This window comes from Shewanella sp. AS1, from assembly GCF_021412565.1.
In the GTDB taxonomy this organism is placed as follows: domain Bacteria; phylum Pseudomonadota; class Gammaproteobacteria; order Enterobacterales; family Shewanellaceae; genus Shewanella.
Window position 1 is genome coordinate 13,497 of the sequence record NZ_JAKCLJ010000016.1, and the last position, 24,909, is coordinate 38,405.

The following is a 24,909-nucleotide window of genomic DNA, read 5'->3' on the forward strand; positions in this document are numbered from 1 at the left end:
CATGGTCGAACTCGAATTTAGAGAAAAAACAAAAGCCCTTATCGATAGCCTGAAAAGCATCTGTGCAACCAATGGCTTAGGCAACAGTACCGGGGAATTTGAGATCATCACTCAGGTCTTTTTGTACAAATTCCTGAACGATAAGTTCGCCTATGAAGCAAAGAAAATAGACGAAAAAATCGCCAACGCGGAGAAATGGGAAGAAGCGCTGATTGAAATGAGTGAAGAAGATCTAGAGATGCTCCAGATCCAGATGGGCGGTGATCCTGCTCGTCTCAAACCACATCATTTCATCAGTCACTTGTTCAACCAACAAGACAAACCTGGGTTTGCTCAGCTGTTTGATGATACCTTGATGGACATCGCCATCAGCAATAACGATGTATTTGCGGTAATGACGGACACTGGCGAAAAGGTACAACTGTTTACCCGCATCAGCGAGAACGTGACAGTTTCCAAGCGTGATGCTTTCTGTAAAGCGATCATCAACAAACTGATTGAGTTTAGCTTCGAGCGTATCTTCAACCAGAAGTTTGATTTCTACGCCACCATCTTTGAATACCTGATCAAAGACTACAACAGCAACTCAGGCGGCAAATATGCCGAGTACTACACCCCTCATGCAGTAGCACGCATTATGGCCGCAATTTTGGTGCCTAAAGACCAGCAAGGCACCGTGCGCAATGTGAGCTGTTATGACCCATCAGCAGGGTCTGGCACCTTGCTGATGAATGTCGCCCATGCCATCGGTGAAACGCGTTGTAGCATCTACACGCAGGATATTTCGAAAAAGTCATCAAACCTACTGCGTTTGAACCTGATCTTAAACAACTTAGTGCATTCAATCCCTAACGTGATTGAAGGCGACACGCTTCGCCATCCGCACCACAAGGAAAATGGCGAGCTTCGCAAGTTTGATTACATTGTCTCTAACCCACCATTTAAGCTGGATTTCAGTGATTTTCGTGATGAGTTGGACAGCATCGATAACAAAAAACGTTTCTTTGCTGGTATTCCCAAAATCAAAGCCAAGGCCAAGGACAAAATGGAAATCTACCAATTGTTCTTGCAGCACATTATTTACTCATTAAAACCAGGTGGTAAAGCCGCGGTGGTATTGCCAACAGGGTTTATTACCGCTCAGTCAGGTATTGATAAAAAGATCCGTCAGTACTTGGTTGAGAACAAGATGTTAGCAGGTGTGGTCTCCATGCCATCCAATATCTTTGCGACCACAGGTACTAACGTCTCTATTCTGTTTATTGATGACAGCAACAAAGACAAAGTGGTGCTGATTGATGCATCAAGCCTGGGGCAAAAGGTCAAAGAAGGTAAGAATCAGAAAACGGTTCTAACACCTGAAGAAGAACAGCGGATTATTGAGGTATTTAATAGCAAGTGGACCGAAGAAGACTTCTCCGTTGCAGTCAGCTATGACGAGATCGCTGCAAAAAATTACAGCCTCAGTGCCGGACAGTATTTCGAAGTCAAGATTGAGCACGTTGATATCACTCCGGAGCAGTTTGCGGAAAAAATGCAGAGCTTTACCAGCAATTTGGACAGTTTGTTTAATCAGTCTCGTGAGCTAGAAGTAGAGATTAAAAAACAGTTGGTGAGAGTTAAGTATGAGTAATGTTGTATCTAAAAGGTTAGGTGATTCGATTACCTTAAAGAGGGGATATGATTTACCAGAAAAAAATCGCAAGCTGGGCGCTTATCCGGTAATTAGTTCTGCTGGTATATCAGGCTATCACAATGAATACAAAGTCGATGGTAAGGGAGTCGTAACTGGCCGATATGGTACTTTAGGTGAAATGTACTATGTCGACGGTAAATACTGGCCTCACAACACGGCTTTATATGTTCAGGATTTTAAAGGTAATGACCCCAAATATATTTATTACCTTCTGAAATGCATCGGTCGAATTCGTACATCAGACAAAAGTGCTGTTCCTGGTGTGAATAGAAATGAGCTTCACGAGATGTTAGTCCCGACCATAGCTGACATAGTAGGACAAGTTGCTTGCCGTGAAGTGCTTGAAGTTATAGACAAAAAAATCGAACTCAACAATCGTATCAATACTGAGCTAGAAGCCATGGCCAAAACGCTTTATGACTACTGGTTCGTGCAGTTTGATTTCCCAGATGTGAATGGAAAACCCTATAAAGCTTCTGGCGGTAAGATGGTTTACAACAATACATTGAAGCGTGTAATTCCTGTCGGCTGGTCTGATGGAACATTGGATAATTTAGGTCAGATAGTTGGGGGGAGCACACCTTCAACTGCTGATAAAAATAACTTTTCAGAACAAGGTAGTGCCTGGATTACTCCAAATGATCTTTCAGGGAACATTGGAAATAAATTCATATCTAAAGGCGCTATGGGTGTAACAGCGGAAGGTATAAAATCGGCATCACTTAAAAAATATCCTGCTGGAACTGTGCTGTTAAGCTCAAGAGCGCCAATAGGTTATATGGCGATTGCAAGAAATACACTGACAACAAATCAGGGGTTTAAGTCTTTTGTTCCATCTAAAGGGTACCCAACAGAGTTTGTCTATTTCACGGTAAAAAATAGCCTAAAAGCAATAATTCAATACGCTTCTGGTTCAACGTTCAAAGAAGTATCTGGAACTGTTATTAAAACAGTGAAATTAGCTCTTCCACCAAATGAACTTGTTGAAGAGTTTAGGGCAAAAGTAGAAGACCTTTTCAAAAGACAAGATACCCTAGAACAAGAAAACGAACAGCTAATAGCATTGCGTGATTGGCTTCTCCCCATGCTAATGAACGGCCAAGTAACGGTAAAACCAAGCACTAAAGCACAGGAGGCTCAGCATGGCTAAAGATCTCACTGAGTCTTTGCATGACAGACAAAACATACTGAATAACCGTTACGCCTTGCAAAAAGCAGAGCAACACCTCGCATTAGGTGGTGTTCAGTTTAATGGTGAATCGGTGTTCACTAAGCAACAAGTCATGGAATTGTTTGAAATCAGTGAACGTACAATTGAGCGCTATTTATCCAGCCATGCAGATGAGCTAAAAAACAGTGGCTACCAAATATTAAGAGGATCAAAACTAAGAGAATTCAAAGCATTAAGTCATGGTACCGACATCGATGACGGTACCAAAACCAGTGTGCTAGGCGTTTTCTCTTTTCGCGCTATTTTGAACCTGGGCATGCTACTCACTGACAGTGAACGCGCCAAAGAACTGCGCTCTCGTGTACTCGATATTGTCATTGATGTACTCGCAGAACGCGCAGGGGGTCATACCAAGTTCATCAACCAGCGCGATCAAGATTACTTGATGGCGGCGTTCCAAGAGGAAAATTACCGCAAACAGTTTACCGACGCCTTGGACAAATACGTAGACGGCAATAAGTGGAAGTATGGCCGCTTCACTAACCTGATCTACCAAAGCATTTTCCATGAGAATGCGACGGAATATAAGAAAATACTCAAGCTGGCTGAAAAGGATCAAATTCGCGAAACCATGTACTCAGAAGTGCTCACGCTTATTGCTAGTTTTGAATCTGGTATAGCCCATGAGTTAGAGCAAAAAAGCAACAACTTGGGTCGCAAATTGACGCAGAAAGAAACGGAAGTGTTATTTACAAGTTTTGAGCAGCATCCCTTATTTAAGCCGCTGATCACCGATGCTAGAACTAAAATGGCCAGCCGAGACTTGTGCTTTAGGGACGCTTTACATGAAAAGCTGGAGGCTTACATAAAATCTGTACCCGAGGCAGATTTTGAGCGCTTCCTCGGCGAGAAGAGTAAGTCGCTTGAAGAACAGCTCAGTGATCCTGAAACATTGGCCGTATTCAAACGTTTGAAGGATCGCTGATATGACTGGCGAAGTTCACCCTAGGTTTTTCTACTTCGATGTGGCGTATGCTGTTAAAACTCATGACTGGATTATTGATAACTCTGGTGGTTTAACTGGCACAAAAGATATCGGTCAACTTGAAAGCCCACTAGAGCATATTCAAAACGACAGGTATTACCCTGAAATCGAAGACAAACTGACGCACTTAGTGTTTTCCATCAACAAAAACCATGCCTTCAATGATGGCAATAAACGCTCATCACTGGCACTCGGAGCCTATTTTTTAGAACTCAACGGATTCGATTACCTAGTGCAGTATTTCGTTCGAGAAATGGAAAACATCGCTGTTTGGGTCGCAGATAATGTTATAAACAAAGAGCTACTGCATAAAATTATAAGTTCTATCTTGTATGAGGATGAGCATTCTGAGGCGTTGAAACTGGAAATGTATGAAGCGGTTCAACAAGCTGAAGAAAACAAACAATAATAGCCTTTTATATCTCTGAGGAAATCTGTAAATTGGCCAAGCCCCGGATTAACCAAGTCCTTAGTTAAGTTACCCTGAGCCTTATGCTTTGCGGTTAGCTCAGCATGCCAGCCTTGTATTGGAAACTGCGCCAGGCGAGTGCGCCTGCCGCCCTTGTCTGTGCTGGAATATCTTCTGCTACACTTTTAGCTTAGGGTCGATCCTCATCTGTTGGGGGCTGTAGAGGTTGTTATGGAAAAACTCGCCGTTGTGCTGGTGGTCGATGATGCCAGAGCGAATCTGCTGGTGATTAAGCAGTGCCTAAGTGAGCACTATCAGGTGTGGACGGCCGATAATCGCCAGGCTTGTCTGGTGGCGGCCAAACGACATCCGGATCTTATTCTGCTCAATACGCTAATGCCAGATCTCGATGGCTACCAGGTATGCCGTCAACTCAAAGCCAATCCAGACACAGCCGATATTCCCATCATTTTCGTTACAGCCACTGAGAGCGATGAGAGCATTAAGGGGCTAGCCTTGGGGGCGGTGGATTGCATTGCTAAACCTATTCATCCGGCTGTGGTGCGGGCGCGGGTGTCGGCGCATATTCAATTGAAGCAACATCTGGAACAATTGAAGTTTATCAGCCTGCATGACAAGTTGACCGGGCTTTATAATCGTCATTTTTTTATTGAGCGGGCGAATCAAGCGCTGGCCAGTATGGTGCGCCATAACAGGCCGCTGTGCCTGATGATGATCGACTTAGATAAGTTTAATCAAATCAATAATTTTAATGGGCGCGATGTCGGAGACCTAGTGCTGCAACAGGTCAGCGAGTTGCTGCAACGCAATTTTCGCAGAGAAGATACGGTCGCGCGCCTGGGGGGAAAGACCTTTGTGATCCTGATGGAGCTGGATATTTACCGGTCACAGGCAAAGGCCGAGCTTGTCCGTCAGCGTCTGCAGACACTCAGGCCATTAGGGATAGAGGTGACCGCCAGCTTAGGCGTAGTTTCTGCTCAGGGGCTGGATGGGGATTTCAGCCACCTGCTGGCGCTGGCCGAGGAAGCTGTGCTTAGGGCAAAGGCCGATGGGCGAAACTGCTTAGTCAGTCGGGTCGATGGCCATTATGTCAGTTCAGCACCCTGAGTAGACTTTCCTTTATCCGCCTAAAAACCAACAATCTCAGGTCTCATATCCCATATCATCTCAGTTTGCATAAAGTGAATAATTTGCCAATTTGGCTACGTTCAAGGTGGCAAATATGCTAGTTTAGGCGGCAATTTCTTTCTATAGATTAAAGGAAAACCCAATGGCGAAAGCAAAGATAGGCATAGTCACAGTCAGCGATCGTGCCAGTGCCGGCGTGTATGAGGATATCTCGGGTAAGGCCATTATTGAGGTGCTCAATGAGTATCTGACCTCAGAATGGGAGCCAGTTTATGAAGTTATCCCCGATGAGCAGGATGTGATTGAGGCGACTCTGATCAAGATGGCCGATGAACAAAATTGCTGTTTAATCGTGACCACTGGCGGCACAGGTCCGGCGAAGCGCGATGTGACCCCGGAGGCTACCGAGGCGGTTTGCGATCGCATGATGCCAGGTTTTGGCGAGCTGATGCGCGCCGAGTCGCTCAAGTTTGTGCCTACGGCGATCCTCTCCCGGCAGACTGCGGGGCTGCGCGCCGACAGTCTAATCGTCAACCTGCCCGGCAAGCCTAAGTCGATCCGCGAGTGTCTCGATGCGGTATTCCCCGCCATTCCATATTGTATCGACCTGATGGAAGGGCCTTACCTGGAGTGTGATGAGAGCGTGATAAAGCCATTCAGACCGAAAGCCAAGTAAGCTTTATCCGTTGCAAACCCAAAAAATCTAGCCATTGATTGGCTAGATTTTTTTATGGGCGCGGGTGGCCTTATCGATCACAGGCCAAAGACGATTTTTTCACTCTTAAGAGAGCGCTCCATGCCCATGGTCAGCGCCAGGGCGATGGCTAAGGTAGTTACACTGGAAATCGCCAGCTGCAATGAGGGAAACGCCTGGCCCTTAATGTAGGCGATCAGCGCCTGCATCTGCCCCGAAATAGGCAGCCATTGCAGTGTCTCCGGGGCGATATTGTAGCTGGCCGCCATCGACAGCATCATGGGCACGATCAGCACTATGGTCAGGTAGGACTGGGCTTCCTTAAAGGATTTAGCCATGAAGGAGACAAACAGCTGCAGCGCTGCCGCCATCAGGGCGATGGGAAGTCCGATTGCCAGCATCAGGGCGATAAAGTCGCCATTAATATTGACGCTAAAGCCCAGCTCCTGCCAAGGGACGAAGCCGTAGGCTATCTTGGAGATCACTAAGGTCAATACCAGGCCTATCATGGCGAAGATGGTGACGGCCGCTATCTTGGCGAGCACTATATCCCGGCTCGACACCGGATGGCTGAGCAGCAGCGCCAGCGAGTTGCGTTCGCGCTCGCCGGCGCTGGTATCAATCGCCAGGTTCATGCCAGAGATAAACACCGCATAGACCATCATAAAGATGGCGACGCCTAAGATCATGCCGCCTTTAGAATCGGACGTCGCCTGATCTTGTAGGCTCACCTTAAGCGGTTGCACCACCTTAGGATCGATCCCCCGGGCGATAAGCCTCAGGCTGCCCATCTCGGCGCTGTAGCGCTGCAGATTCTTTTCCAGGCGGCGGATAGAGGATTGCAGTTTCTCATTGGAGTTATCGGCGATCAGCGTCAACTCGGCCGGCATCCCCTTGGCCATGTTGACGGCATAATCTTCGCTGATCACCAGCTCAATTGCCTTGCGATCGGCCTCATCGCCCTGACTTATCTCGTTGCTGGCGAGATACTTCACCAGATCCGGTGCGCGTTCATCGTGGGTGATAGTGATGTTGAGCGCTTCTGGGCTGGTGATCTGGCCAATCAGCAGCATAAACATGGCGCACATCATCAGTGGCGCACCTATGGCGTAATAGAGTCCGGCCATCACAGATCGTTTGTCGCGGGCGGCGTCGATCAGCTCTTTTCTGATCATGGCGATAGTGGTCTTCATCATGCTGCTATCCCCTCGTCTGTGCCGATAAGTGCGATAAAGGCGTCTTCTAGTGAGTCTTTACCTGTCTGCTGGCACAACTGTTGCGGACTGCCTATGGCCAGCACCCGGCCTTCGGCCATGACAATGACTCTATCGCACAGGGCGGCGACCTCCTGCATCACATGGCTGGAAAACAGCACGCAGTGACCTGCATCTTTGAGATTTTTCAGTAGATCTCTCAGTACTCTGGTACTCATCACGTCCAAGCCTCGGGTCGGTTCATCGAGAATAATATTGGTGGGTTCATGCACTATCGCCTGAGCCAGGGCGGTTTTCATTCGTTGCCCTTGGGAGAATCCCTTGCAGCGGCGATCGCTAATATCTTCCATGTGTAGTTTACTCATCACGCTGGCGGCCGCGGCCTTGGCATCACTGCGTGACAGGCCATTGAGCTCGGCAAAGTAGCTGATATATTCCCGCGGCGTGAGACGCTCATACAGGCCGAAAGGATCGGGAAACAGTCCCAGTTGTTGTTTGGCTTTAACGGGATCTTTGGCCACATCGAAGCCGTCAATTTCGGCCACGCCTTGATCCGGTTTCAGCAGGCCGAAGATGGTGCGTAAACAGGTGGTTTTGCCTGCGCCGTTGGGGCCGAGCAGGCCGGTGATTTCGCCATCGAAGGCTTCGAAGCTGAGATCGTTCAGTGCCTGTACCTCGCCGATACGTTTGGACAGTTGTGAGACTTTAATCATTGTGTAGCTCCTTGGGTATCGGCTTGATTCGCCAGTTGTTCTACCGTGTTGGCGTTGAGGTAGAAGTTACGGCTGACATCCTTGTGTAAACATTCATCAGAGAGTTTTTCGACACTGCCGCTGCTGATCAGCTGCGCGATCAGTTCGTTAGCACAGGACTGATAGGCGACGCCGTGGGTGGCGTAGGGGTCGATAAAGTGTTTGGCGTTGGTGAGTTTTTCCATCGCCATCTCGCCCCAGCTTGGCGGCGTGGCCGGATCTATCTCGCCAGACAACAAGAGGGTGGGCAGATCGCTGTCGATAGGCGCAGAGAAGCTGTCATCAACGCTGGCCATGTCCCAGATGGGGCAGGTCTGATCTATCCCTTTTAGCATCTCGGTCGAGAAGTAGTTGGCTTGTTCGGCGCTCTTTTGCGCCTTAAAACGCTGCCAATCTTCGGCGCAGACCACAGAGGCGTGCATCCCCATGGCCATGCCTGTGCTGTTAACCGTTAAGGCATAGAGTCCCATCAGCGGCTGAAAATTGCCTTGAGCCGCCTGATGTATGGCGTGGGGTAGTAGGGCGCGTACATTGGTTGAATAGAGCGCCATACGGATAGCACCCATAAATTTGTTTTGGGTCATGGTTAGCTGTGTCGGCTCAAAGGTGAGTGGATCGCGTGTCTGACTTATCATGGGCGCCTTGGCAAGCTGTTGATTGACCTGGTTAAACTCGGTTTCAAGCTGGCCAAACTGCTGGTGGCACAGGCTATTGTTCTGGCAATCTTCGAACAGTAACTTAAAGGCGCGTGCTATGGCGTCACCGATATTGAGTACGCTTTGCTGCATGGGCACTACGCCGTCTAGGGTGACAGTGGCTATGGCCTCGGGATAGTGACGCATATAGAGTTGTGCCATGCGACTACCGTAGGAGATGCCGTAGATGTGCAATTTCTGGTAACCCAGATGGGTTCTCACCGCCTCAAAATCTTTCAGCGCGGTTTCGCTGCCATATTGGCGCACATCGGCGGTTAAGCCGTCGCGGCACTTTTGGATTTCGGCGGCGATATCCAGATCTGTCTCATCGAAGGCGAGCGTGCCTTCGAAACTCTCGCCAGTGCACTGGAGCGGGCTGGACAGCCCCGTACCGCGCTGGTCGATCAGCAGTATGTCCCGCTGTTGGCGCACCTTATTGAAAATACGATCGAAACCGGCGGCATTTTCGATGGCAGATTGTCCTGGGCCACCGGCAATCGCTAATAAGGCTTCCTGGGTAAAGCTGGGTTTAATGGCGGGCAGAACCACATAGTGTATCTGTATCTGCTTACCGTCCGGCTCGCTGTAGTTTTCGGGGACGTTAACAAAGCCACAGCGCAGCCTGTCCGATAAACCGTCAACATAGCAGCTCTCGTCACCGACTTGAGGTTGGGCCTTAACCTGTGTTGGTGTGAGTCCGGCAATTGCGATAAACGCGAGTGAGGCATAAGCCAAACAGGCGAGTTTACTTAATCGTCTTCGAGCCTGGGCGCTGCGAGTTCGCGATCCTTGTAACATAATTCCTATCCCTTAGTTGATGCAATCTTGTATTGATGGCGGTTTCTGCTTTATTTCGCCTCTGGCGTTGAGCCTTGTCTGCGCACAGAATTTCGATTGTGTCTGTTTCACGCCTGGCTAATCAAGTCTTGGTGCTAATTAATTCAGCATTCGATAAGGTTGTTCCTATTTAACCATTTGTTATTTTAATATAAAAGCCTAAATAAGTGTTTCGTGTCCAAGCCTCACATTTCGCATTTCTGTGGATTGATTAACATTGTTGGAGTAAAAACTCTTATTTTTTTGCCTGTGTTGGCGTAGAATGCGCCGAAAAAGGTACAAGTGTACGCTAAAAGGTTAAAGAATATGTCGCTCCAACAGTATCATCTTATCCGTCTGCTTCAGGAGCAGGCTTCGCAGTTAGGTGAGTCCATTGCCCTGGAAGGTTATGGGCTTGCAGCACCTTGGGATAAGGTAAGTTGGACGGATTTCGATCGTCGCACCAATGGTATCGCCAAGGCGCTTATCGGTTTCAACCTGGCGGTTCAAGACAAGGTGGTGATTCTGTCCCAGAACTGTCCCCAGTGGACCTGTGTCGATGTCGGGTCATTAAAAGCGAAAACAGTTGTTGTCCCAATTTATCCGACCAGCACCTTGGCGCAGGCGCGTTACATTGTCGATGACGCCCAGGCGAAACTGATCTTCGTTGACGACGCCAGCCAATATCAGACCGCCCGTGAGCTGGTGAAACTCTGCCCCTCTTTAACTCATATTGTGGTGTTCGACAGCAGTATTAACCTCGAAGATAGTGATCATGAGCTTCATTTAGATAGCCTGCTAAATCGTCACTATGATGAGGCGATCGAGACAGAGCAGGCCGCGCGTATGCAGGCGACTGATTTAAACGATCTGCTAACCCTTATCTACACCTCAGGCACAACCGGCGATCCTAAAGGGGTGATGCTGGATTATCGCAATATGGCTTCAGTGGTGCGTCAGCACGATACCGTATTGCCCTTCAAGCCGGGTGATGTATCGCTGGCCTTCCTGCCGCTGAGCCATGTGTTTGAACGTGGCTGGAGCTTCTATGTCCTGTGTCGCGGCGGTCATAACGTTTATTTAAAAGATCCTATGACGGTCAAAGAAGCCATTGCCGATGTGAAACCCCATACCCTTTGTGTGGTGCCAAGATTCCTGGAGAAGGTGTACAGTGCGGTGCAAGATAAGGTGAGCGGCGCCCCTGCGGGCAGACAGAAATTGTTTGCTTGGGCAATGGCCGTGGGTGAGCGTTTCTTTGAGGTAAAACAGGGGCGGGCGCAGAGCTCATTCTGGCTCGGTCTACAGCATAAGCTGGCTAATAAGCTGGTATTTAGCAAATTACAGCAGGTGCTGGGCGGTCGTCTGAAGTTTATGCCTTGCGGCGGTGCGGCCTTAGATCAGAATGTGGCTAATTTCTTCCATTCCATCGATGTGCCTGTATTGTGCGGCTACGGCATGACAGAAACCACGGCGACCGTCAGCTGTAATACCTTAGACAATCGTGTGGCGGGTTCGAACGGTAAAACCTTGCCCGAAGTGGAAGTCAAGCTGGGTAAAGAGAACGAAATTTTAGTGCGTGGCGATACTGTGATGCGTGGTTATTATAATCGCCCAGAAGAAACCGCCGCGACATTTGAAGATGGTTGGCTGAAAACCGGGGATGCGGGACGCCTCGACGAGCAGGGTAACCTGTATATCGTCGATCGTATCAAGGAGCTGATGAAGACCTCAAACGGCAAATATATTGCGCCGCAACGAGTCGAAGGCAAGGTCAGTTGTTGCCCCTTTATCGAGCAGGTGGCCATAGTGGCCGATGCCAAAAATTATGTGACCGCCTTGATCGTGCCTGCGTTTGAGTCCCTAGAAAACTGGGCGAAAGAGAAAGGCCTGCATTACGAGTCGCCTATCGAACTGCTGCGTCACAGCCATGTGGTGGAGCATTTTGAGCAGCGTCTGAAAACCCTGCAGGCTGAATTAGCTGGCTTCGAGAAGATCAAAAAATTTACCCTGTTACCTGAAGCTTTTTCCATGGAGGCAGGTTTGATCACCCCGACCATGAAGCTGCGTCGTAAGATGATCTACCATAAATATGCCAATGAAATTAATGCTATGTACGCGAAATAGTGTTGCGCTATTGAGAACTAATATCGAGCACTAGCATTAAGAGCTAATAAGAAGGCTGAAAGGGAATACTTTTCAGCCTTCTTGCTTTAATGGTGGCTAAACGCAAACACACTTGCATAGTCGAATCTTGTTCGGTAACGTCAGCACAATAATAACAATATGCCGTACAAGGATTTTCCCCATGTCCACTCCCTTCTTTAGTTTAGCCCTGCAACCTAGATTCAATGAAACCGATGGCTTAGGTCATATCAATAATACTGTCATTCCTATCTGGTTTGAGGCGGGACGTGAACCTGTGTTTGAGATCTTTAATCCAGGGTTGAATATCGACAAATGGAACCTGATAGTCGCGGGCTTTACCATTGCCTTTAGCGCGCCGACTTATTATGGCTCGCCGGTTGAGATCAGAAGCTGGATCAGCCGGGTCGGCAACAGCAGTTTTGAGATCACCCAGCAGTGCTGGCAGCAGGGGAAGAAGACCGCAGAAGCACAAACTACCCTAGTTCACTATGATTATGCTACAGAGAAAAGTGTCAGGATCAATGATGACATTCGTCAGCGTTTATCGGAACACGGCGGGGCATAATCGGCAAGCGAACAGCTTTATTTGTGTCGCCATCTTTCCGTTGGCAATAATTATGATATCTTAGTGTTGCGCTTAAGTTGTTTTGTTTTTAAATGGGGTTTGGTGTTGATTACTAAGATGATTAATCGATTTTGGCTCATATCTCTGCTGCTTCTTCTCGCCTTGAGTAGCCGAGCCAATGCCATCGACCCCATACTGCGTAAAGCCATAAAGCAGAAAGTGACAGGCGATTTTACCAGCGCCATAGTGCTGACCGATGCCAATCTTATCTCCTTGGGTGTGGTGGACTTTAATCCCAATGCCATAGTGGATCTAGATGATTTAGGCAATGTGAATGCCGGTGATGATGACTCCTTAAAACGCCGCAGTCAGTTAAAGAGTTACACAGTTCCCTGGGAAAGCGACGAGATGGATCTGACCGATGACTGGCAAGGGGCCTACGCTGTCCGTTTCTCTTACGTCCATGCGAAGGACCATATCAAGGGGATTAATGATGAGACCATCAGCAGTCCGCTGGAGGATACCAGTTATCTGTTCGCCTCGGAATTTAAATGGAAATACCAAATTAGTGATAACTGGAAAGTGGTGTTGGGCGCCGGTGGACAACTTATCTGGCAGGACAATAGCCTGATCTATAACGATCCTGTTTTGCGGCAGGTGAAACCTCTGTTCGATGACGCCTTGGTTAATACCAGCCTTGGCGCCATCATGATCGACCCCAATGCCGAGTTCACCTACACGAGTGAATTGTTTGGCCATAAATGGGAATATATCAGTACCCTGCGTTTTGCCATCGGCAGGACTGTGATGACGGACAATGGCGCTCAGAGTGTGTCTCCCCAAGTGGGGCGCTGGAGCAATGCGTTCCTATTCCATTATGAACTGCCCAGTGTATGGGATAAGGCAAACGAGGTACGTTTTCTGGTCAAGCGGGTCGACTTAACCGGCGATGTTATCCAGTCCATAGGTACAGATAACTATTATGAGTTCGGTGCCGGCTGGGTTATCGAAACCTCATCCCTGGTCTCCTGGTTGTCCAGCATAGGTCTGGGGATCACTATCAATATCAACAGTGGCCTCAGTGGCGGGGGGATCGTCTTGCTGCTCAATGAGCCCCTGTGACCTCATGGCTATGAGCTGCTATTTTTGCTGATGCTGACGCAGCACAGCTAGGAGATCTTCCGGCAGTGGTATCTTTCTCTGGGTTTTAAAATCATACATCACGGCTACCGATGAGCCAGTGGTAGTGATCGTCTGCTGGCGTTCACTGAACACCTGATAATGGGTGCTAAATCTGTCCTCTTTTATCTCACCGATAGTCACCGCCACCCTGAGAGTATCCGGGTAAGTTACCGGGCGTTTGTAGCGTGCGCTGTTGTCGCTGATCACCAGTCCCTGACCCGATTTATACATCTCGCCCAGCGGAAAGAAGCGATTGAAGAAGTCGATCCTGGCGGTCTCAAAGTAGCGAAAATATACCACGTTATTCACATGCTGCAGGGCATCCATCTCACCCCAGGCGACGGCTATGCCGCTGTGAACGGGGTATTTAGCTATAAAATTTTCCACTCTGTTTCCTTACTCGGCTTGAATTTAAACGTGTGTTTAATTTTGCCATGGTAGCAAAACCGAGATACAAAAAAAGCACCTAATGTGCTTTTTATGCGCTAGCTGCTGTTAATGTGTACAGCAGCATTTTATGCTTAACAGAGCGCTGGCTTAGAGGTTGTCGAGATCCAACTCGTCGAAGCTGCTGATCTGTTTGAAATCGCCGGTGCGCTGTGTGGTGTCGCGCACCATCTGCACTGTGCGTAGTCCCGCCTGTTGTGCCGCCTTCAGCTCCTCGAGCAGATCTGAGATAAACAGCACCTGTTTGGGCGCCAGGCTGATGGTGTTGATTATGTTGCTGTAAGCCTGCTTATAGCTTTTGTTACCGGTACGGGTATCGAAATGACCATTGAAATAAGGTGTTAAATCGCCATCGTCGCTGTGACTGAACAGTAGTTTCTGTGCATCCACAGAGGCAGAAGAGAAGCTATAGACCCGGATATTTTGGCTGCTGAGCTTTTTGATGGCCTCAATAAAGTCAGGGAAGATATGGCCCTTAAAATCACTCTTGCCATAGCCCTGTTTCCAGATCAGGCCCTGTAGTGTTTTAAGTGGTGTTGCCTTACGATCTTCCGCTATCCATTGCCGTAATATTTCAACAATTCGTTCAAGGGATGCATCGGGTTCCAGAGCGATATCACGTATGTCGGAAAGACAGTTATCTACTAATACATTGTGTTGATTATCTTCTAAAAATTCTGGTAAAACCTTAGCAGAATAGGAGAAGAGAACATCTTTAATAAAGTTGAGATCGGTTGTTGTACCTGCTGTGTCCACCACAATGGCTCGAATACCCATAATGTTGCTCTACTCCACAATGTATTACGAAATTACGTATTAAAACTACAGCTCAGATCCTAAGCTGAATTGGGCTGTTTGGCTAGTGAATTATCGAGTCAATATCAGCAGGTGCGCATCTAAAGATAATCCCAGCATCTCCAGCACCCATTCATTACAGGTTTCGCCCTGTTTTGGTGCAAATTTGCGCGTATCTCGCCCGCGACGAATCATGCTTAGCTTAGGCAGACCTCCTTTAAACATGGCGTTAAGCCGGAGAAGCCAGGCCTGGAGCCGGAAAAACCTGCCTTATCTTCAGTCTGCGGATCAATCAGATGGCTTGGCGTCATAGTTGCAAGGTCAGATGTGCAAGATGGGAATTAAGAAAGGGTGAAACTGAAATGTGCTGGAGTCGCTAATGGTAGCAATGAGTTATTTGAGTGTGATTGAGCGGTACCATGAGCATGAGCAATTGGTAAAAGAGATGCTGGAATCGGTTTTGGTTGGCATAGGCGATCCTGTGATGCTCTCGGATCCCGGCATGCGGGTGCGCGCCATGGCCGAGATCGCCAACAGTTATCCCTTTGTCGAGCTGCTCTATGTGCTCGACAGCAGCGGTATGCAGATCAGTGACAACGTGGCGATAGTCAATCGGGTGGTGCAGTCGATCCCTGTGGGTAAGAATCTCAACCGCAGCCACAGGCCTTATTTCTCCAAGACCCAGCAGAGTGAGATGCTTAAGATCACCCATCCCTATCTCTCTAACGCCAGTGGCAAGTTGTGTTTGTCGGCATCCTATCGTATCGGAGATGAGCAAGAGTATGGCTATATAGTGGTGGATGTGAACCTGACCCAACTCATCGAATTTATGATGGGCGATAGCGCCCGCCGTAAAGCCACACCCCTGTTTAAGTTTATCTACAGCGCCCTGGTCTTAGGGTTATTCATCATGGTGACAGTGCTGATCAGCATGGCGACAGTCGATATTGTCGATCTACTCTCCGAAGGGCTGGTGCCCAGTGGTTCGATAAAACCCTTTGGGATCATCATCTTTATTACCTTGGCGCTTGCCGTGTTCGATCTGGGTAAGACTATCCTCGAAGAGGAGGTCTTGATGCACAAAGATATCTTCCGTCATAGCTCGACCCGGCGTACCATCACCCGGTTTATCTCCACCATACTCATCGCCATCTCTATCGAGGCGCTGCTGACCATGTTTAAGGCATCCTTGGGGGAGATGGAATATGTACAACCGGCGATCTGGATGATGTTTGCCGTGGTAGGCCTGCTGGTGGGACTGGGGATCTATGTCTATCTGGGCGCCAAGGCGGAGCTGCTGCTTAAACAGGGCAATGGCAAAATTAGTGCTGGTCATACAAGCAATGATTGAGCTAGTGTGGAAAAAGGATATTGGAAGCCAATTTTTACCTGTTTTAAAAGGAGTTAAATCATGTTCTGGCAAATTACTTTCTGGCTCTTATGCGCCATCTTTGTACTGCCTGTCCCGTTTAAAATAGCAGGTTACCTGTCGGGGAAAGATCCCAGCCCTTTGAGTGTCAAAGTGGAAGAGATGGCAAACCTTGCGTTTACGGCTATCGGCTTAGTGGCCTTTTACGGTTTTATCAGCGACCAGAGCTACTTTTCCCCCTTGTTTTGGCAGATCTGGTTGGTGATTGCACTTATCTGGTCGATTTCCTCTTTCTTCTGGTCACCTAAGCTGACTTATGCCGCCGAGCTCTTCGGCAAGCATAGGATGTATCTGCTCGCTTCAATCAGCATTACGTTATACAGCCCTCTGCTGTTGGCCGTCTATTTTTACGCCTGCTAACCTGGCAGAGGGTAAAGTGTCAGTTATCTGAGCCCCGTCCCCGGCAATCTCTATTGATGCACTAGCTTGCCGTTTTTGACCACCTCTTTGCAGGGATTAACCCCATAGCTGTAGGCGAGCTGCGCCGGGGTGCCGATGTCCCACAAACAGAAATCGGCCTGCATGCCTTTACGCAATATTCCGACTGAGTCTTCTACGCCTAGGGCTTTCGCGGCGTTACGAGTCATACCAGCTAGTGCTTCTTCCGGGGTTAATCTGAACAGGGTGCAGCCCATATTCAGCATTAGTAAACTGGAACACAGGGGCGATGAGCCCGGGTTATAGTCGCTAGCCAGCACCATAGGTACCTGATATTGCCGCAGTAGATCTATGGGGGGGAGTTGGGTTTCGCGCAGGAAATAGAAGGCGCTGGGCAGCAAAGTCGCGCAGGTGCCGCTTTCGCTCAGAGCTCTGACCCCGGCTTCATCTAAGTATTCGATATGATCCACCGACTTTGCCCCAAGCTTGGCCGCTAGGGCCGAGCCACCCATATTGGACAGCTGTTCGGCGTGCAGCTTGATATCCAGTCCCGCCGCTTTTGCCGCGCACAATACTCGTTCTGTTTGTTCCAGACTGAAGGCGATATTCTCGCAAAATACATCGACGGCATCGGCCAGGCCTTCAGCTATCACGGCTGGTAGCATCTCATCGACCACGAGATCCACATAGGCATCGCTATTATCTTTATATTCAGGGGGGATGGCATGGGCACCTAAGAAGGTGGTTTTGACATCCACGTGATGATGCTTACCCAGCTCGCGGGCGACCCGCAGCAGCTTAAGTTCGGTTTCTGTATCCAAACCATAGCCGGATTTTATTTCGACCGTGGTCACCCCCTCTTTGGCGAGGGCGTTTAAGCGTTGACGGCCAAGTTCAAATAACTCAGCCTCCGATGCCTCACGGCAGGCTTTGACTGTTGAGATGATGCCGCCACCGGCTCGAGCTATCTCCTCATAGCTTGCACCCTGCAGGCGCAGCTCAAATTCGTTGGCGCGATTGCCGGCAAATACCAGATGGGTGTGGGCATCGATCAGGCCTGGGGTTAGCCAGCCGCCTTTGCCTCGATACACAGGCATTGATAACACATCAAATTCAGGCAGTTCGCTGCGTGGCCCCATCCAGGCAATTTTACCGTCTTTGACTGCGAGAGCTGCATCAGGGATAGCGCCGTAACTACCTGAAATATCTTGGTCCATAGTGGCGATATTGACGTCAATCCAAACCTGATCCCAATCCATTTGCTTCCCCTTTAATGATTGCTGCTTGCTCTTTAATAGCAAAAGCGAGTATAAACTTACTTGTGTTTACTTGTATATACAAGCTAGGATTATAGCGGTAATGTAACACATTTGAAAAGTGATATCGCCAAGGTTGGACTGAGTCAGCTCGGCAGCCTTAAGTTGAGTAAGAGGGAACGGATGGTAACGCCCAAGTTTGTTGAAATTAAACAGTTTATTCTGGCTAAGGTGGAGAGCGGCGAGTGGCAGCAAGATAGCCGCGTGCCCTCTGAAAACCAGTTAGCAGAGCTGTTTGAGTGCAGCCGTATGACGGCAAGGCGGGCGTTAACTGAGCTGACCGAGTCAGGCATACTCGAACGTGCTCAAGGGCTGGGCACCTTTGTTGCAGGGCTCAAATCCCAATCTTCCATGATGGCGATTCGCAATATTGCCGATGAGATTAAAGACAGAGGCCATGGTTATAGCGTCGAGCAGATAGCCCTGACCCAAATCGCTGCCGAGCCTCAGATCGCCATCGCCTTAGGGTTGGAGAGTGGTGAACCTGTGTTTTATTCCCTCCTGGTGCACTGTGAGCAGGGCGTGCCGCTGCAGCTCGAAGAGCGCTTTGTGAATCCTAAATTGGTGCCGGATTATCTGACCCAGGATTACCGATCGCAGACGCCTCACGAGTACCTGTCACAGGTGGCGCCTTTGACCGAGGCGCGCCACACCATAGAAGCGGTTGTGGTGAATGAGCAGCAAGGGGCTCATCTGCAGATAGCGGTTACCGAGCCCTGTTTGCAATTGCTGCGCCGCACTTGGTCGCGTCAGGGGGTGGTGAGCTTTGCCCGGCTTATTCATCCCGGTAGCCGCTTTAGATTAGGCGGCCATTTAACATTTCACACTTAATCCGGGATCGACGCGGATTAAGTAATAACAACAATCAGTAAGACCCAAAATGAATAGAAAAAGGATGTCCCAATGAACAACAGACACGATCCTAGCCGTAAGATTATCGCCCCTCATGGCAGCAAATTAAGCTGTAAGAGTTGGCTGACCGAAGCGCCACTGCGTATGCTGATGAACAACCTGCATCCGGATGTGGCTGAGCGCCCAGAAGATCTTGTGGTTTATGGCGGTATTGGCCGTGCGGCGCGCGATTGGCAATGTTATGACAAGATAGTCGAAGTGCTACAGCGCCTGGAAGATGATGAAACCCTGTTGGTGCAATCGGGTAAGCCTGTGGGCGTCTTTAAGACTCACAGCGACGCACCGCGCGTGATCATCGCCAACTCCAACCTGGTGCCTCACTGGGCCAACTGGGAACACTTTAACGAGCTGGATAAGAAAGGCCTGGCCATGTACGGCCAGATGACGGCGGGTTCCTGGATCTACATCGGCTCTCAGGGGATTGTTCAGGGCACTTACGAGACCTTTGTCGCCATGGCGAAGAAGCACTTTGGCGGCTCATCAGCTGGTAAGTGGATCTTAACTGGCGGTCTGGGCGGTATGGGTGGGGCACAGCCACTGGCGGGCACTATGGCCGGTTATTCTGTGCTGGCCTGTGAAGTCGATGAGACTCGTATCGATTTTCGTCTGCGTACCCGTTATGTCGATAAGAAGGCGACCAGCCTGGATGAAGCCTTGGGGATGATCGATGAAGCCAATGCCAGCGGTACACCTGTCTCCGTGGGTCTGCTGGCTAACGCTGCCGATGTGTTTGCCGAATTGGTTGAGCGTGGCATCACCCCGGATGTGGTGACAGACCAGACTTCGGCGCACGATCCGCTCAATGGTTATCTGCCACAGGGCTGGACCTTAGAGCAGGCGGCCAAGATGCGCCTCGAGGATGAAGCGACTGTGGTGAAGGCGGCCAAGCAGTCGATGGCGGTTCAGGTGAAAGCTATGCTGGCGCTACAGGCGGCCGGTGCGGCCACCACTGACTATGGTAACAACATACGTCAGATGGCGTTTGAAGAAGGGGTGGAAAATGCTTTCGACTTCCCTGGTTTCGTGCCCGCTTACGTGCGTCCTCTCTTCTGTGAGGGCATAGGCCCATTCCGCTGGGCGGCGCTGTCAGGCGATCCTGAAGATATTTATAAAACCGATGCCAAGGTGAAAGAGCTGATCCCAGACAATCCTCATCTGCACAACTGGTTGGATATGGCGCGTGAGCGCATCGCCTTCCAGGGGCTGCCAGCGCGTATCTGCTGGGTTGGCTTGAAAGACAGGGCTCGTTTAGCCAAGGCTTTCAACGAGATGGTGAAAAACGGTGAGCTTTCTGCGCCTATCGTGATCGGTCGTGATCATCTGGACTCAGGCTCAGTTGCCAGCCCGAACCGTGAAACTGAATCTATGCTTGATGGCTCGGATGCGGTATCGGATTGGCCATTAATGAACGCCCTGCTGAATACGGCCAGCGGCGCGACCTGGGTTTCCCTGCACCATGGCGGCGGGGTCGGTATGGGCTTTAGTCAGCACTCAGGCGTGGTGATTGTTGCCGATGGTACAGATGCCGCAGCGGCGCGTCTTGGACGTGTACTCTGGAATGACCCGGCCACAGGTGTGATGCGTCATGCCGATGCGGGTTACGATATTGCTAAGCAGTGTGCCGCCGAGCAGGGCTTAGATCTTCCTATGCTGAATGCGTAAACAACTAACAATAATAAGAGGCAGTAAATGGAACATTTAGTATTAAAGCCAGGAACCTTATCTCTGGCGCAGTTGCGTGAAATCAGCCGTAGCAAGGTGAGTCTGGAACTTTGTTCGAGCGCGATTGCCGACATCAACACCAGCGCCGCCTTGGTGCAGCAAGTGATCGATGAAGGCCGCACGGTTTATGGCATCAACACAGGTTTTGGTCTGCTGGCCAATACCAAGATTAGCGATGAAGATCTGCAATTACTGCAACGCTCTATCGTGCTGTCTCATGCCGCGGGCACAGGGCAATATATGCAAGACGCCACAGTGCGTCTGATGATGGTGCTTAAGATCAACTCCTTGAGCCGCGGTTTCTCCGGCATACGTTTAGAGGTGATCAACTTCCTTATCGCCCTGGTCAATGCCGAAGTTTACCCTTGTGTGCCAGAGAAAGGTTCTGTGGGCGCATCTGGCGACTTGGCACCTTTGTCACACATGTGTTTGCCGCTTTTGGGCGAAGGTGAGATGAGCTATCAGGGTCAGATCATCTCTGCCAAAGAGGGCTTGGCCATTGCAGGTCTTGAGCCTATCGAGCTTGCCGCCAAAGAGGGGCTGGCGCTGCTTAATGGCACTCAGGCATCGACGGCGCTGGCGCTCGAAGGTCTGTTTAATGCCGAAGATCTGTTTGCCGCCAGCTCAGTGATTGGCGCCATGAGCGTCGAAGCGGCCATGGGCAGTCGTAGTCCGTTCGATCCGCGTATTCATGCTGCGCGCGGCCAGAGAGGTCAAATCGACTCTGCGGCCATCTTCCGTCATCTGCTGGGAACTGAGTCTGAGATCAGCTTAGATCACATCAACTGTGAGAAGGTGCAGGATCCTTATTCGCTGCGTTGTCAGCCTCAGGTGCTGGGTGCTTGTCTGACTCAGATCCGTCAGGCCGCCGAGGTGCTGCAGACAGAAGCCAATGGCGTAACGGATAACCCGCTGGTGTTCCAGGATACGGGCGACATCATCTCTGGCGGTAACTTCCATGCCGAGCCTGTGGCCATGGCGGCCGATAACCTGGCGATTGCCATCGCCGAGTTGGGTTCGATTGCCGAGCGTCGTATCGCTCTGCTGATCGACTCTAACCTCTCTAAGCTGCCACCATTCTTGGTGGAAAACGGTGGAGTGAACTCAGGCTTTATGATTGCCCAGGTGACGGCGGCGGCATTGGCTTCAGAGAACAAAACCTATGCCCATCCAGCTTCTGTGGACAGCCTGCCTACTTCGGCAAACCAGGAAGATCATGTGTCTATGGCGACCTTCGCGGCGCGCCGCCTGCGTGATATGTCAGAAAATACCCGTGGCGTGCTGGCGGTGGAACTACTGGCTGCGGCTCAGGGCTTAGACTTCCGTGCGCCTTTGCAGCCATCACATGCAGTTGCGCAGGCCAAGGCCGAGCTGCGTGAGCGAGTAAGCTACTATGACAAAGACAGATTCTTTGGTCCCGATATTGAAGAGGCGACCGAACTCTTGTTAACGGCCAGCTTCAACGCCTATCTGCCAGCGAATACCCTACCGAGTTTTTAATCGGGTAAGATTAAGCTTTTCAATGTAAAAGGGCCGTAAGGCCCTTTTTTATTGGGATAATTAACGCGAACTCATGTCGGTGATCTTTATCGTCATCGACTCTTGCTGCCAGCGGTTTTTATCGACCCCTTCTATCCAGATTGTGTCGCTGCTGCGCTTTTGCCCCTTGCGAAGGTAGGTCTCCGGCCACCGGGCAAACGGCTTGCTTATGGCGGACAAAATAACTGTGCTAGTATGCAGATAAAATAAGAGTTTGGCTTTTGCGCTCGTTGGCTAGGCCTGCACAGCATCTGATTTAGGGAGCGATATTTTGGAGCAGGAATTACGCACTCAAGTGTCAACTTGGTTGACTCAATTAGGGGTTGAGAGTTCAGCCGACGCAATGGCGACCGGGGTATTGGCCTTCGCCTGTTTGCTGGTGGCATTCTTGGTCTATTTTGTGGTGAAACGCCTTGTCGTCAGCACTATGAATTTGGTGATCCAGCGCTCTAAGGTACGCTGGGATGATATCTTTATGCATAATGGCGTGCTGGAAAAATTGGCAATCATAGTTCCTGCTCTGCTGCTTAATATCAGCCTGCCGCTGGTGCTAACTAACCATGAACTGCTTGCCAGCATGACGGATCGCCTGCTGGATGTGGTGATAGTGATCCTTGTGGTGAGGGCGATATTCAGCGTGCTCGATTCGGGCAACGAGATAGCCAATCACAATCAGCTTAGCCGTCGTCTGCCGATCAAGAGTTTTGTGCAGTTATGTAAGCTGTTCCTCTTCTTTGTGGCCCTGATCGTCTCGGTTTCTATCTTATCGGAGCAGTCGCCAATCTATTTCCTCAGCGGCTTAGGGGTTGCAACCGGTCTGGTGATGTTGGTGTTCAAAGACACCATACTGGGCTTTGTCGCCGGTATTCAGCTGGCAGCGAATCGCATGGTCAGCCCGGGAGATTGGATCCAGATGGACAAGTATGGTGCCGATGGTGCCGTCGAAGAGGTGTCGCTGACGACGGTTAAGGTGCAGAACTGGGATAAGACTATTACCATGATCCCCGCCTATGCCCTAGTGTCGGACGCTTTTAAGAACTGGCGTGGCATGTCTGAATCCGGCGGGCGTCGCATCAAGCGGGCGGTGAATATCGATGTGGATTCCATCGGGTTTTTAACCGAGGAGCAGCTGGCGCGTCTGGGTAAGATTAATCTGCTCAAAGAGTATCTTGCCCGCAAGAAGGGTGAAATAAGCGAGCACAATGCCAAGGTTGAAGATGGTGAAATGCCAGTGAATACCCGCCATCTGACCAATATAGGCACCTTCCGTGCCTATCTGTTGCAATATATGCAAAAGCACCCCAAGGTGCATCAGGAGATGACTCTGCTGGTGCGCCAGCTCGCGCCCACAACAGAGGGGCTACCCATAGAGATCTATATCTTTACCAACGATACCCGCTGGGCCTTTTATGAAGATATTCAGGCCGATATTTTCGATCATATCTACGCTATTCTGCCCCAGTTCAACTTGCGGGCATTTCAGGCACCCTCAGGGGCAGACATTCGCAGTTTAAAAAGCGAGTGACGTCAGAATTAGCTGTGACGTGTGACTAATAGGGCGGCCAGACCGATAAACAGGCCGCCGCTTATCCTGTCAAACCAGTGCAGTTTTTGATTGCTTTTAAGCCAGGGCGCGAGAATGTTAGCCAGGCAGGCGTAGATCATCACAAAGCTGAAATCCACCAGAGCCCAGGTGCCTGCCAGAATCGCTAATTGTGGCCCCTGAGGCTGACTCATATCGATAAACTGGGGAAATAGTGCGCCGAAAAACAGCAGATCTTTGGGGTTGCTTATCCCCACCATAAAAGCCTGTTTAAACAGCAGTGCCGGCTTGCCCTCCCCTGTGGCCGACAGGCTGATCTTGTGATCTTTTGCCTTGGTCAGCAGCAGTTTGATACCCAGGTAGAGAAGATAGGCTGCGCCGCAATATTTCAGTACGCTGAAACCATATTCCCAGGCACTGAGCAGCGCGCCGAGTCCTGCTGCCGAGGCGCACATCAACAACAGTGCAGAACAGACACTGCCGCTGGCTGTCGCCAGAGAGCGGCTCTTGCCAAAATGGATGCCGTGGCTCATGGATAAGATCGCCATGGTGCCCGGCGAGAGGGCGATTAGCACAATGGCAAACAGGTAGAGCAGCCAGGTATCTAAGGTCATAGGATAAATTACGTCAGCAGTGAGAAGGGTTAGGCACCGGGTAAGGTTTTAGGATGATAGCCCTGGATACCGCGATAAAAATTCAAAATGGCGCGCATATCTTTTTCTATCTCCCCGCTGACATAAAAAGGTGCGGGGATCACCACGGCTTTGCGATCGAAATCGAAGGCCACCGTCACTATCGGCACCTGGGCTTTCTCGGCGATGCGATAGAAGCCGGTTTTCCAGCGATCTACATGGCTGCGGGTCCCCTCGGGCGCTAGTGCCAGTTTAAACTGGGGATCTTGTCTGAAGAGCAGTACAACAGAGTCCACCAGGTTATTGTTTTGGCGTCTGTCAACGCCAGTACCGCCAAGCACCTTGAAAAACCAGCCCCAGGGCGGAATAAAGAGTTGGTGTTTCGCCAGGAAGTGAATCTTTTGCCCCAGCGCGCCACGGGCAAGTACGCCGATAATAAAGTCCCAGTTGCTGGTGTGAGGGGCAACAATAGTGACATATTGCGGCACATCCGGCAGGGCACCATCGAGTTTCCAGCCGATTAATTTCAGCAGAGTTTTACAAAAAAATTGCCACATGAGTTAAGCTCTATATAGATATGTTGTCGTGGTTTTTCTATTTATTGATAATAGCTTACACAAAGTTTAACCATTATACATCAGATCTTACTCTCGCTCTAAGGAG

At 49.9% G+C, this 24,909-nt stretch carries 25 protein-coding genes; 15 read left to right on the plus strand and 10 right to left on the minus strand.

The window, feature by feature from the left end; all coding sequences use genetic code 11:
* The first annotated feature begins 1 nt into the window (after window position 1).
* The 6 genes from LZP69_RS15265 to mog all read left to right on the plus strand — a co-directional run bounded on the left by LZP69_RS15265 (window position 2) and on the right by mog (window position 6,146).
* Window positions 2-1,633, plus strand: coding sequence for an HsdM family class I SAM-dependent methyltransferase (locus tag LZP69_RS15265; RefSeq protein ID WP_234201580.1), 1,632 nt, complete (start codon window positions 2-4; stop codon window positions 1,631-1,633).
* Entirely contained in the window at window positions 1,626-2,846 is a 1,221-nt protein-coding gene (locus LZP69_RS15270; RefSeq protein ID WP_234201581.1) for a restriction endonuclease subunit S, read from the plus strand. The genes LZP69_RS15265 and LZP69_RS15270 overlap by 8 nt, the downstream gene beginning before the upstream one ends.
* Window positions 2,839-3,852, plus strand: coding sequence for a DNA-binding protein (locus tag LZP69_RS15275; protein WP_234201582.1), 1,014 nt, complete (start codon window positions 2,839-2,841; stop codon window positions 3,850-3,852). The genes LZP69_RS15270 and LZP69_RS15275 overlap by 8 nt, the downstream gene beginning before the upstream one ends.
* A 1-nt stretch (window position 3,853) precedes the next feature.
* Window positions 3,854-4,321 (plus strand): type II toxin-antitoxin system death-on-curing family toxin, encoded by a 468-nt coding sequence (locus tag LZP69_RS15280; protein ID WP_234201583.1) that lies wholly within the window; start codon window positions 3,854-3,856, stop codon window positions 4,319-4,321.
* Between the two features lie 231 nt (window positions 4,322-4,552).
* Window positions 4,553-5,449, plus strand: coding sequence for a diguanylate cyclase (locus LZP69_RS15285; protein ID WP_234201584.1), 897 nt, complete (start codon window positions 4,553-4,555; stop codon window positions 5,447-5,449).
* Between the two features lie 163 nt (window positions 5,450-5,612).
* Window positions 5,613-6,146 carry a molybdopterin adenylyltransferase gene (mog, locus tag LZP69_RS15290; protein WP_234201585.1) on the plus strand — a complete coding sequence of 178 codons (534 nt, stop codon included), beginning with the start codon at window positions 5,613-5,615 and terminating at the stop codon, window positions 6,144-6,146.
* A gap of 77 nt (window positions 6,147-6,223) precedes the next feature.
* Here the strand turns inward: mog and LZP69_RS15295 are convergent, their stop codons facing one another.
* Genes LZP69_RS15295 through LZP69_RS15305 form a run of 3 tightly spaced genes read right to left on the minus strand, consistent with a single transcriptional unit; the run spans window position 6,224 to window position 9,623 of the window.
* Window positions 6,224-7,357, minus strand: a complete 1,134-nt coding sequence (locus LZP69_RS15295; protein ID WP_234201627.1) for an ABC transporter permease — start codon at window positions 7,355-7,357, stop codon at window positions 6,224-6,226.
* Window positions 7,357-8,091, minus strand: a complete 735-nt coding sequence (locus tag LZP69_RS15300; protein ID WP_234201586.1) for an ABC transporter ATP-binding protein — start codon at window positions 8,089-8,091, stop codon at window positions 7,357-7,359. The genes LZP69_RS15295 and LZP69_RS15300 overlap by 1 nt, the downstream gene beginning before the upstream one ends.
* Window positions 8,088-9,623 carry an alpha/beta hydrolase gene (locus tag LZP69_RS15305; protein WP_234201587.1) on the minus strand — a complete coding sequence of 512 codons (1,536 nt, stop codon included), beginning with the start codon at window positions 9,621-9,623 and terminating at the stop codon, window positions 8,088-8,090. Before LZP69_RS15305 ends, LZP69_RS15300 begins: the two co-directional genes overlap by 4 nt.
* Before the next feature lie 345 nt (window positions 9,624-9,968).
* Here LZP69_RS15305 and LZP69_RS15310 point away from each other — a divergent pair, with 345 nt between their 5' ends.
* The 3 genes from LZP69_RS15310 (at window position 9,969) to LZP69_RS15320 (ending at window position 13,473) form a co-directional block, all read left to right on the plus strand.
* Window positions 9,969-11,765, plus strand: coding sequence for an AMP-dependent synthetase/ligase (locus tag LZP69_RS15310; RefSeq protein ID WP_234201588.1), 1,797 nt, complete (start codon window positions 9,969-9,971; stop codon window positions 11,763-11,765).
* Between the two features lie 181 nt (window positions 11,766-11,946).
* Window positions 11,947-12,351: an acyl-CoA thioesterase gene (locus LZP69_RS15315; protein WP_234201589.1), complete on the plus strand. Its 405-nt coding sequence runs from the start codon at window positions 11,947-11,949 to the stop codon at window positions 12,349-12,351.
* 117 nt (window positions 12,352-12,468) lie between these two features.
* Entirely contained in the window at window positions 12,469-13,473 is a 1,005-nt protein-coding gene (locus LZP69_RS15320) for a Solitary outer membrane autotransporter beta-barrel domain (RefSeq protein WP_234201590.1), read from the plus strand.
* 18 nt (window positions 13,474-13,491) lie between these two features.
* On the opposite strand, the gene LZP69_RS15325 is transcribed toward LZP69_RS15320, so the two are convergent.
* From LZP69_RS15325 to LZP69_RS15335, 3 genes are all read right to left on the minus strand, one after another.
* Window positions 13,492-13,920, minus strand: coding sequence for an acyl-CoA thioesterase (locus tag LZP69_RS15325; RefSeq protein WP_234201591.1), 429 nt, complete (start codon window positions 13,918-13,920; stop codon window positions 13,492-13,494).
* 150 nt (window positions 13,921-14,070) lie between these two features.
* Window positions 14,071-14,757, minus strand: a complete 687-nt coding sequence (gene mtnC / locus LZP69_RS15330) for an acireductone synthase (RefSeq protein WP_234201592.1) — start codon at window positions 14,755-14,757, stop codon at window positions 14,071-14,073.
* 90 nt (window positions 14,758-14,847) lie between these two features.
* Window positions 14,848-15,000 carry a hypothetical protein gene (locus tag LZP69_RS15335; RefSeq protein WP_234201593.1) on the minus strand — a complete coding sequence of 51 codons (153 nt, stop codon included), beginning with the start codon at window positions 14,998-15,000 and terminating at the stop codon, window positions 14,848-14,850.
* A gap of 154 nt (window positions 15,001-15,154) precedes the next feature.
* On the opposite strand from LZP69_RS15335, the gene LZP69_RS15340 reads away from it, so the two are divergent.
* The gene (locus LZP69_RS15340; RefSeq protein WP_234201594.1) at window positions 15,155-16,126 is read left to right on the plus strand and encodes a PDC sensor domain-containing protein; all 972 of its coding nucleotides are present in this window, start codon (window positions 15,155-15,157) and stop codon (window positions 16,124-16,126) included.
* 60 nt (window positions 16,127-16,186) lie between these two features.
* A complete protein-coding gene (locus LZP69_RS15345; protein ID WP_234201595.1) occupies window positions 16,187-16,564 on the plus strand; it encodes a hypothetical protein in 378 nt (125 codons plus the stop codon).
* 50 nt (window positions 16,565-16,614) lie between these two features.
* Here the strand turns inward: LZP69_RS15345 and hutI are convergent, their stop codons facing one another.
* Window positions 16,615-17,841, minus strand: a complete 1,227-nt coding sequence (hutI, locus tag LZP69_RS15350; protein ID WP_234201596.1) for an imidazolonepropionase — start codon at window positions 17,839-17,841, stop codon at window positions 16,615-16,617.
* Window positions 17,842-18,021: 180 nt separating this feature from the next.
* Between hutI and hutC the strand changes: the two genes are divergently transcribed.
* The 3 genes from hutC (at window position 18,022) to hutH (ending at window position 22,032) form a co-directional block, all read left to right on the plus strand.
* A complete protein-coding gene (hutC, locus tag LZP69_RS15355; protein WP_234201597.1) occupies window positions 18,022-18,729 on the plus strand; it encodes a histidine utilization repressor in 708 nt (235 codons plus the stop codon).
* 72 nt (window positions 18,730-18,801) lie between these two features.
* Entirely contained in the window at window positions 18,802-20,472 is a 1,671-nt protein-coding gene (gene hutU, locus LZP69_RS15360) for a urocanate hydratase (protein WP_234201598.1), read from the plus strand.
* A gap of 27 nt (window positions 20,473-20,499) precedes the next feature.
* On the plus strand, window positions 20,500-22,032 hold the full coding sequence (gene hutH / locus LZP69_RS15365; RefSeq protein WP_234201599.1) for a histidine ammonia-lyase: 1,533 nt from the start codon (window positions 20,500-20,502) through the stop codon (window positions 22,030-22,032).
* Window positions 22,033-22,092: 60 nt separating this feature from the next.
* On the opposite strand, the gene LZP69_RS15370 is transcribed toward hutH, so the two are convergent.
* Window positions 22,093-22,251 carry a DUF3157 family protein gene (locus tag LZP69_RS15370; RefSeq protein ID WP_234201600.1) on the minus strand — a complete coding sequence of 53 codons (159 nt, stop codon included), beginning with the start codon at window positions 22,249-22,251 and terminating at the stop codon, window positions 22,093-22,095.
* Window positions 22,252-22,342: 91 nt separating this feature from the next.
* On the opposite strand from LZP69_RS15370, the gene LZP69_RS15375 reads away from it, so the two are divergent.
* Entirely contained in the window at window positions 22,343-23,596 is a 1,254-nt protein-coding gene (locus LZP69_RS15375) for a mechanosensitive ion channel family protein (RefSeq protein ID WP_234201601.1), read from the plus strand.
* An 8-nt stretch (window positions 23,597-23,604) separates the two neighbouring features.
* Here LZP69_RS15375 and LZP69_RS15380 read toward each other — a convergent pair whose 3' ends face one another.
* Window positions 23,605-24,228, minus strand: coding sequence for a LysE family translocator (locus LZP69_RS15380; RefSeq protein ID WP_234201602.1), 624 nt, complete (start codon window positions 24,226-24,228; stop codon window positions 23,605-23,607).
* Between the two features lie 29 nt (window positions 24,229-24,257).
* Window positions 24,258-24,803 (minus strand): lysophospholipid acyltransferase family protein, encoded by a 546-nt coding sequence (locus tag LZP69_RS15385; protein WP_234201603.1) that lies wholly within the window; start codon window positions 24,801-24,803, stop codon window positions 24,258-24,260.
* Window positions 24,804-24,909 lie beyond the last annotated feature (106 nt).

Excerpts from the sequence above, each read along its gene's own strand:
- LZP69_RS15265 (WP_234201580.1), top strand. The coding sequence starts at position 2 with ATGGTCGAACTCGAATTTAGAGAAAAAACAAAAGCCCTTATCGATAGC.
- LZP69_RS15270 (WP_234201581.1), top strand. The coding sequence starts at position 1,626 with ATGAGTAATGTTGTATCTAAAAGGTTAGGTGATTCGATTACCTTAAAG.
- LZP69_RS15275 (WP_234201582.1), top strand. The coding sequence starts at position 2,839 with ATGGCTAAAGATCTCACTGAGTCTTTGCATGACAGACAAAACATACTG.
- LZP69_RS15280 (WP_234201583.1), top strand. The coding sequence starts at position 3,854 with ATGACTGGCGAAGTTCACCCTAGGTTTTTCTACTTCGATGTGGCGTAT.
- LZP69_RS15285 (WP_234201584.1), top strand. The coding sequence starts at position 4,553 with ATGGAAAAACTCGCCGTTGTGCTGGTGGTCGATGATGCCAGAGCGAAT.
- mog (WP_234201585.1), top strand. The coding sequence starts at position 5,613 with ATGGCGAAAGCAAAGATAGGCATAGTCACAGTCAGCGATCGTGCCAGT.
- LZP69_RS15295 (WP_234201627.1), bottom strand. The coding sequence starts at position 7,357 with ATGAAGACCACTATCGCCATGATCAGAAAAGAGCTGATCGACGCCGCC.
- LZP69_RS15300 (WP_234201586.1), bottom strand. The coding sequence starts at position 8,091 with ATGATTAAAGTCTCACAACTGTCCAAACGTATCGGCGAGGTACAGGCA.
- LZP69_RS15305 (WP_234201587.1), bottom strand. The coding sequence starts at position 9,623 with ATGTTACAAGGATCGCGAACTCGCAGCGCCCAGGCTCGAAGACGATTA.
- LZP69_RS15310 (WP_234201588.1), top strand. The coding sequence starts at position 9,969 with ATGTCGCTCCAACAGTATCATCTTATCCGTCTGCTTCAGGAGCAGGCT.
- LZP69_RS15315 (WP_234201589.1), top strand. The coding sequence starts at position 11,947 with ATGTCCACTCCCTTCTTTAGTTTAGCCCTGCAACCTAGATTCAATGAA.
- LZP69_RS15320 (WP_234201590.1), top strand. The coding sequence starts at position 12,469 with ATGATTAATCGATTTTGGCTCATATCTCTGCTGCTTCTTCTCGCCTTG.
- mtnC (WP_234201592.1), bottom strand. The coding sequence starts at position 14,757 with ATGGGTATTCGAGCCATTGTGGTGGACACAGCAGGTACAACAACCGAT.
- LZP69_RS15335 (WP_234201593.1), bottom strand. The coding sequence starts at position 15,000 with ATGTTTAAAGGAGGTCTGCCTAAGCTAAGCATGATTCGTCGCGGGCGA.
- LZP69_RS15340 (WP_234201594.1), top strand. The coding sequence starts at position 15,155 with ATGGTAGCAATGAGTTATTTGAGTGTGATTGAGCGGTACCATGAGCAT.
- LZP69_RS15345 (WP_234201595.1), top strand. The coding sequence starts at position 16,187 with ATGTTCTGGCAAATTACTTTCTGGCTCTTATGCGCCATCTTTGTACTG.
- hutI (WP_234201596.1), bottom strand. The coding sequence starts at position 17,841 with ATGGATTGGGATCAGGTTTGGATTGACGTCAATATCGCCACTATGGAC.
- hutC (WP_234201597.1), top strand. The coding sequence starts at position 18,022 with ATGGTAACGCCCAAGTTTGTTGAAATTAAACAGTTTATTCTGGCTAAG.
- hutU (WP_234201598.1), top strand. The coding sequence starts at position 18,802 with ATGAACAACAGACACGATCCTAGCCGTAAGATTATCGCCCCTCATGGC.
- hutH (WP_234201599.1), top strand. The coding sequence starts at position 20,500 with ATGGAACATTTAGTATTAAAGCCAGGAACCTTATCTCTGGCGCAGTTG.
- LZP69_RS15380 (WP_234201602.1), bottom strand. The coding sequence starts at position 24,228 with ATGACCTTAGATACCTGGCTGCTCTACCTGTTTGCCATTGTGCTAATC.
- LZP69_RS15385 (WP_234201603.1), bottom strand. The coding sequence starts at position 24,803 with ATGTGGCAATTTTTTTGTAAAACTCTGCTGAAATTAATCGGCTGGAAA.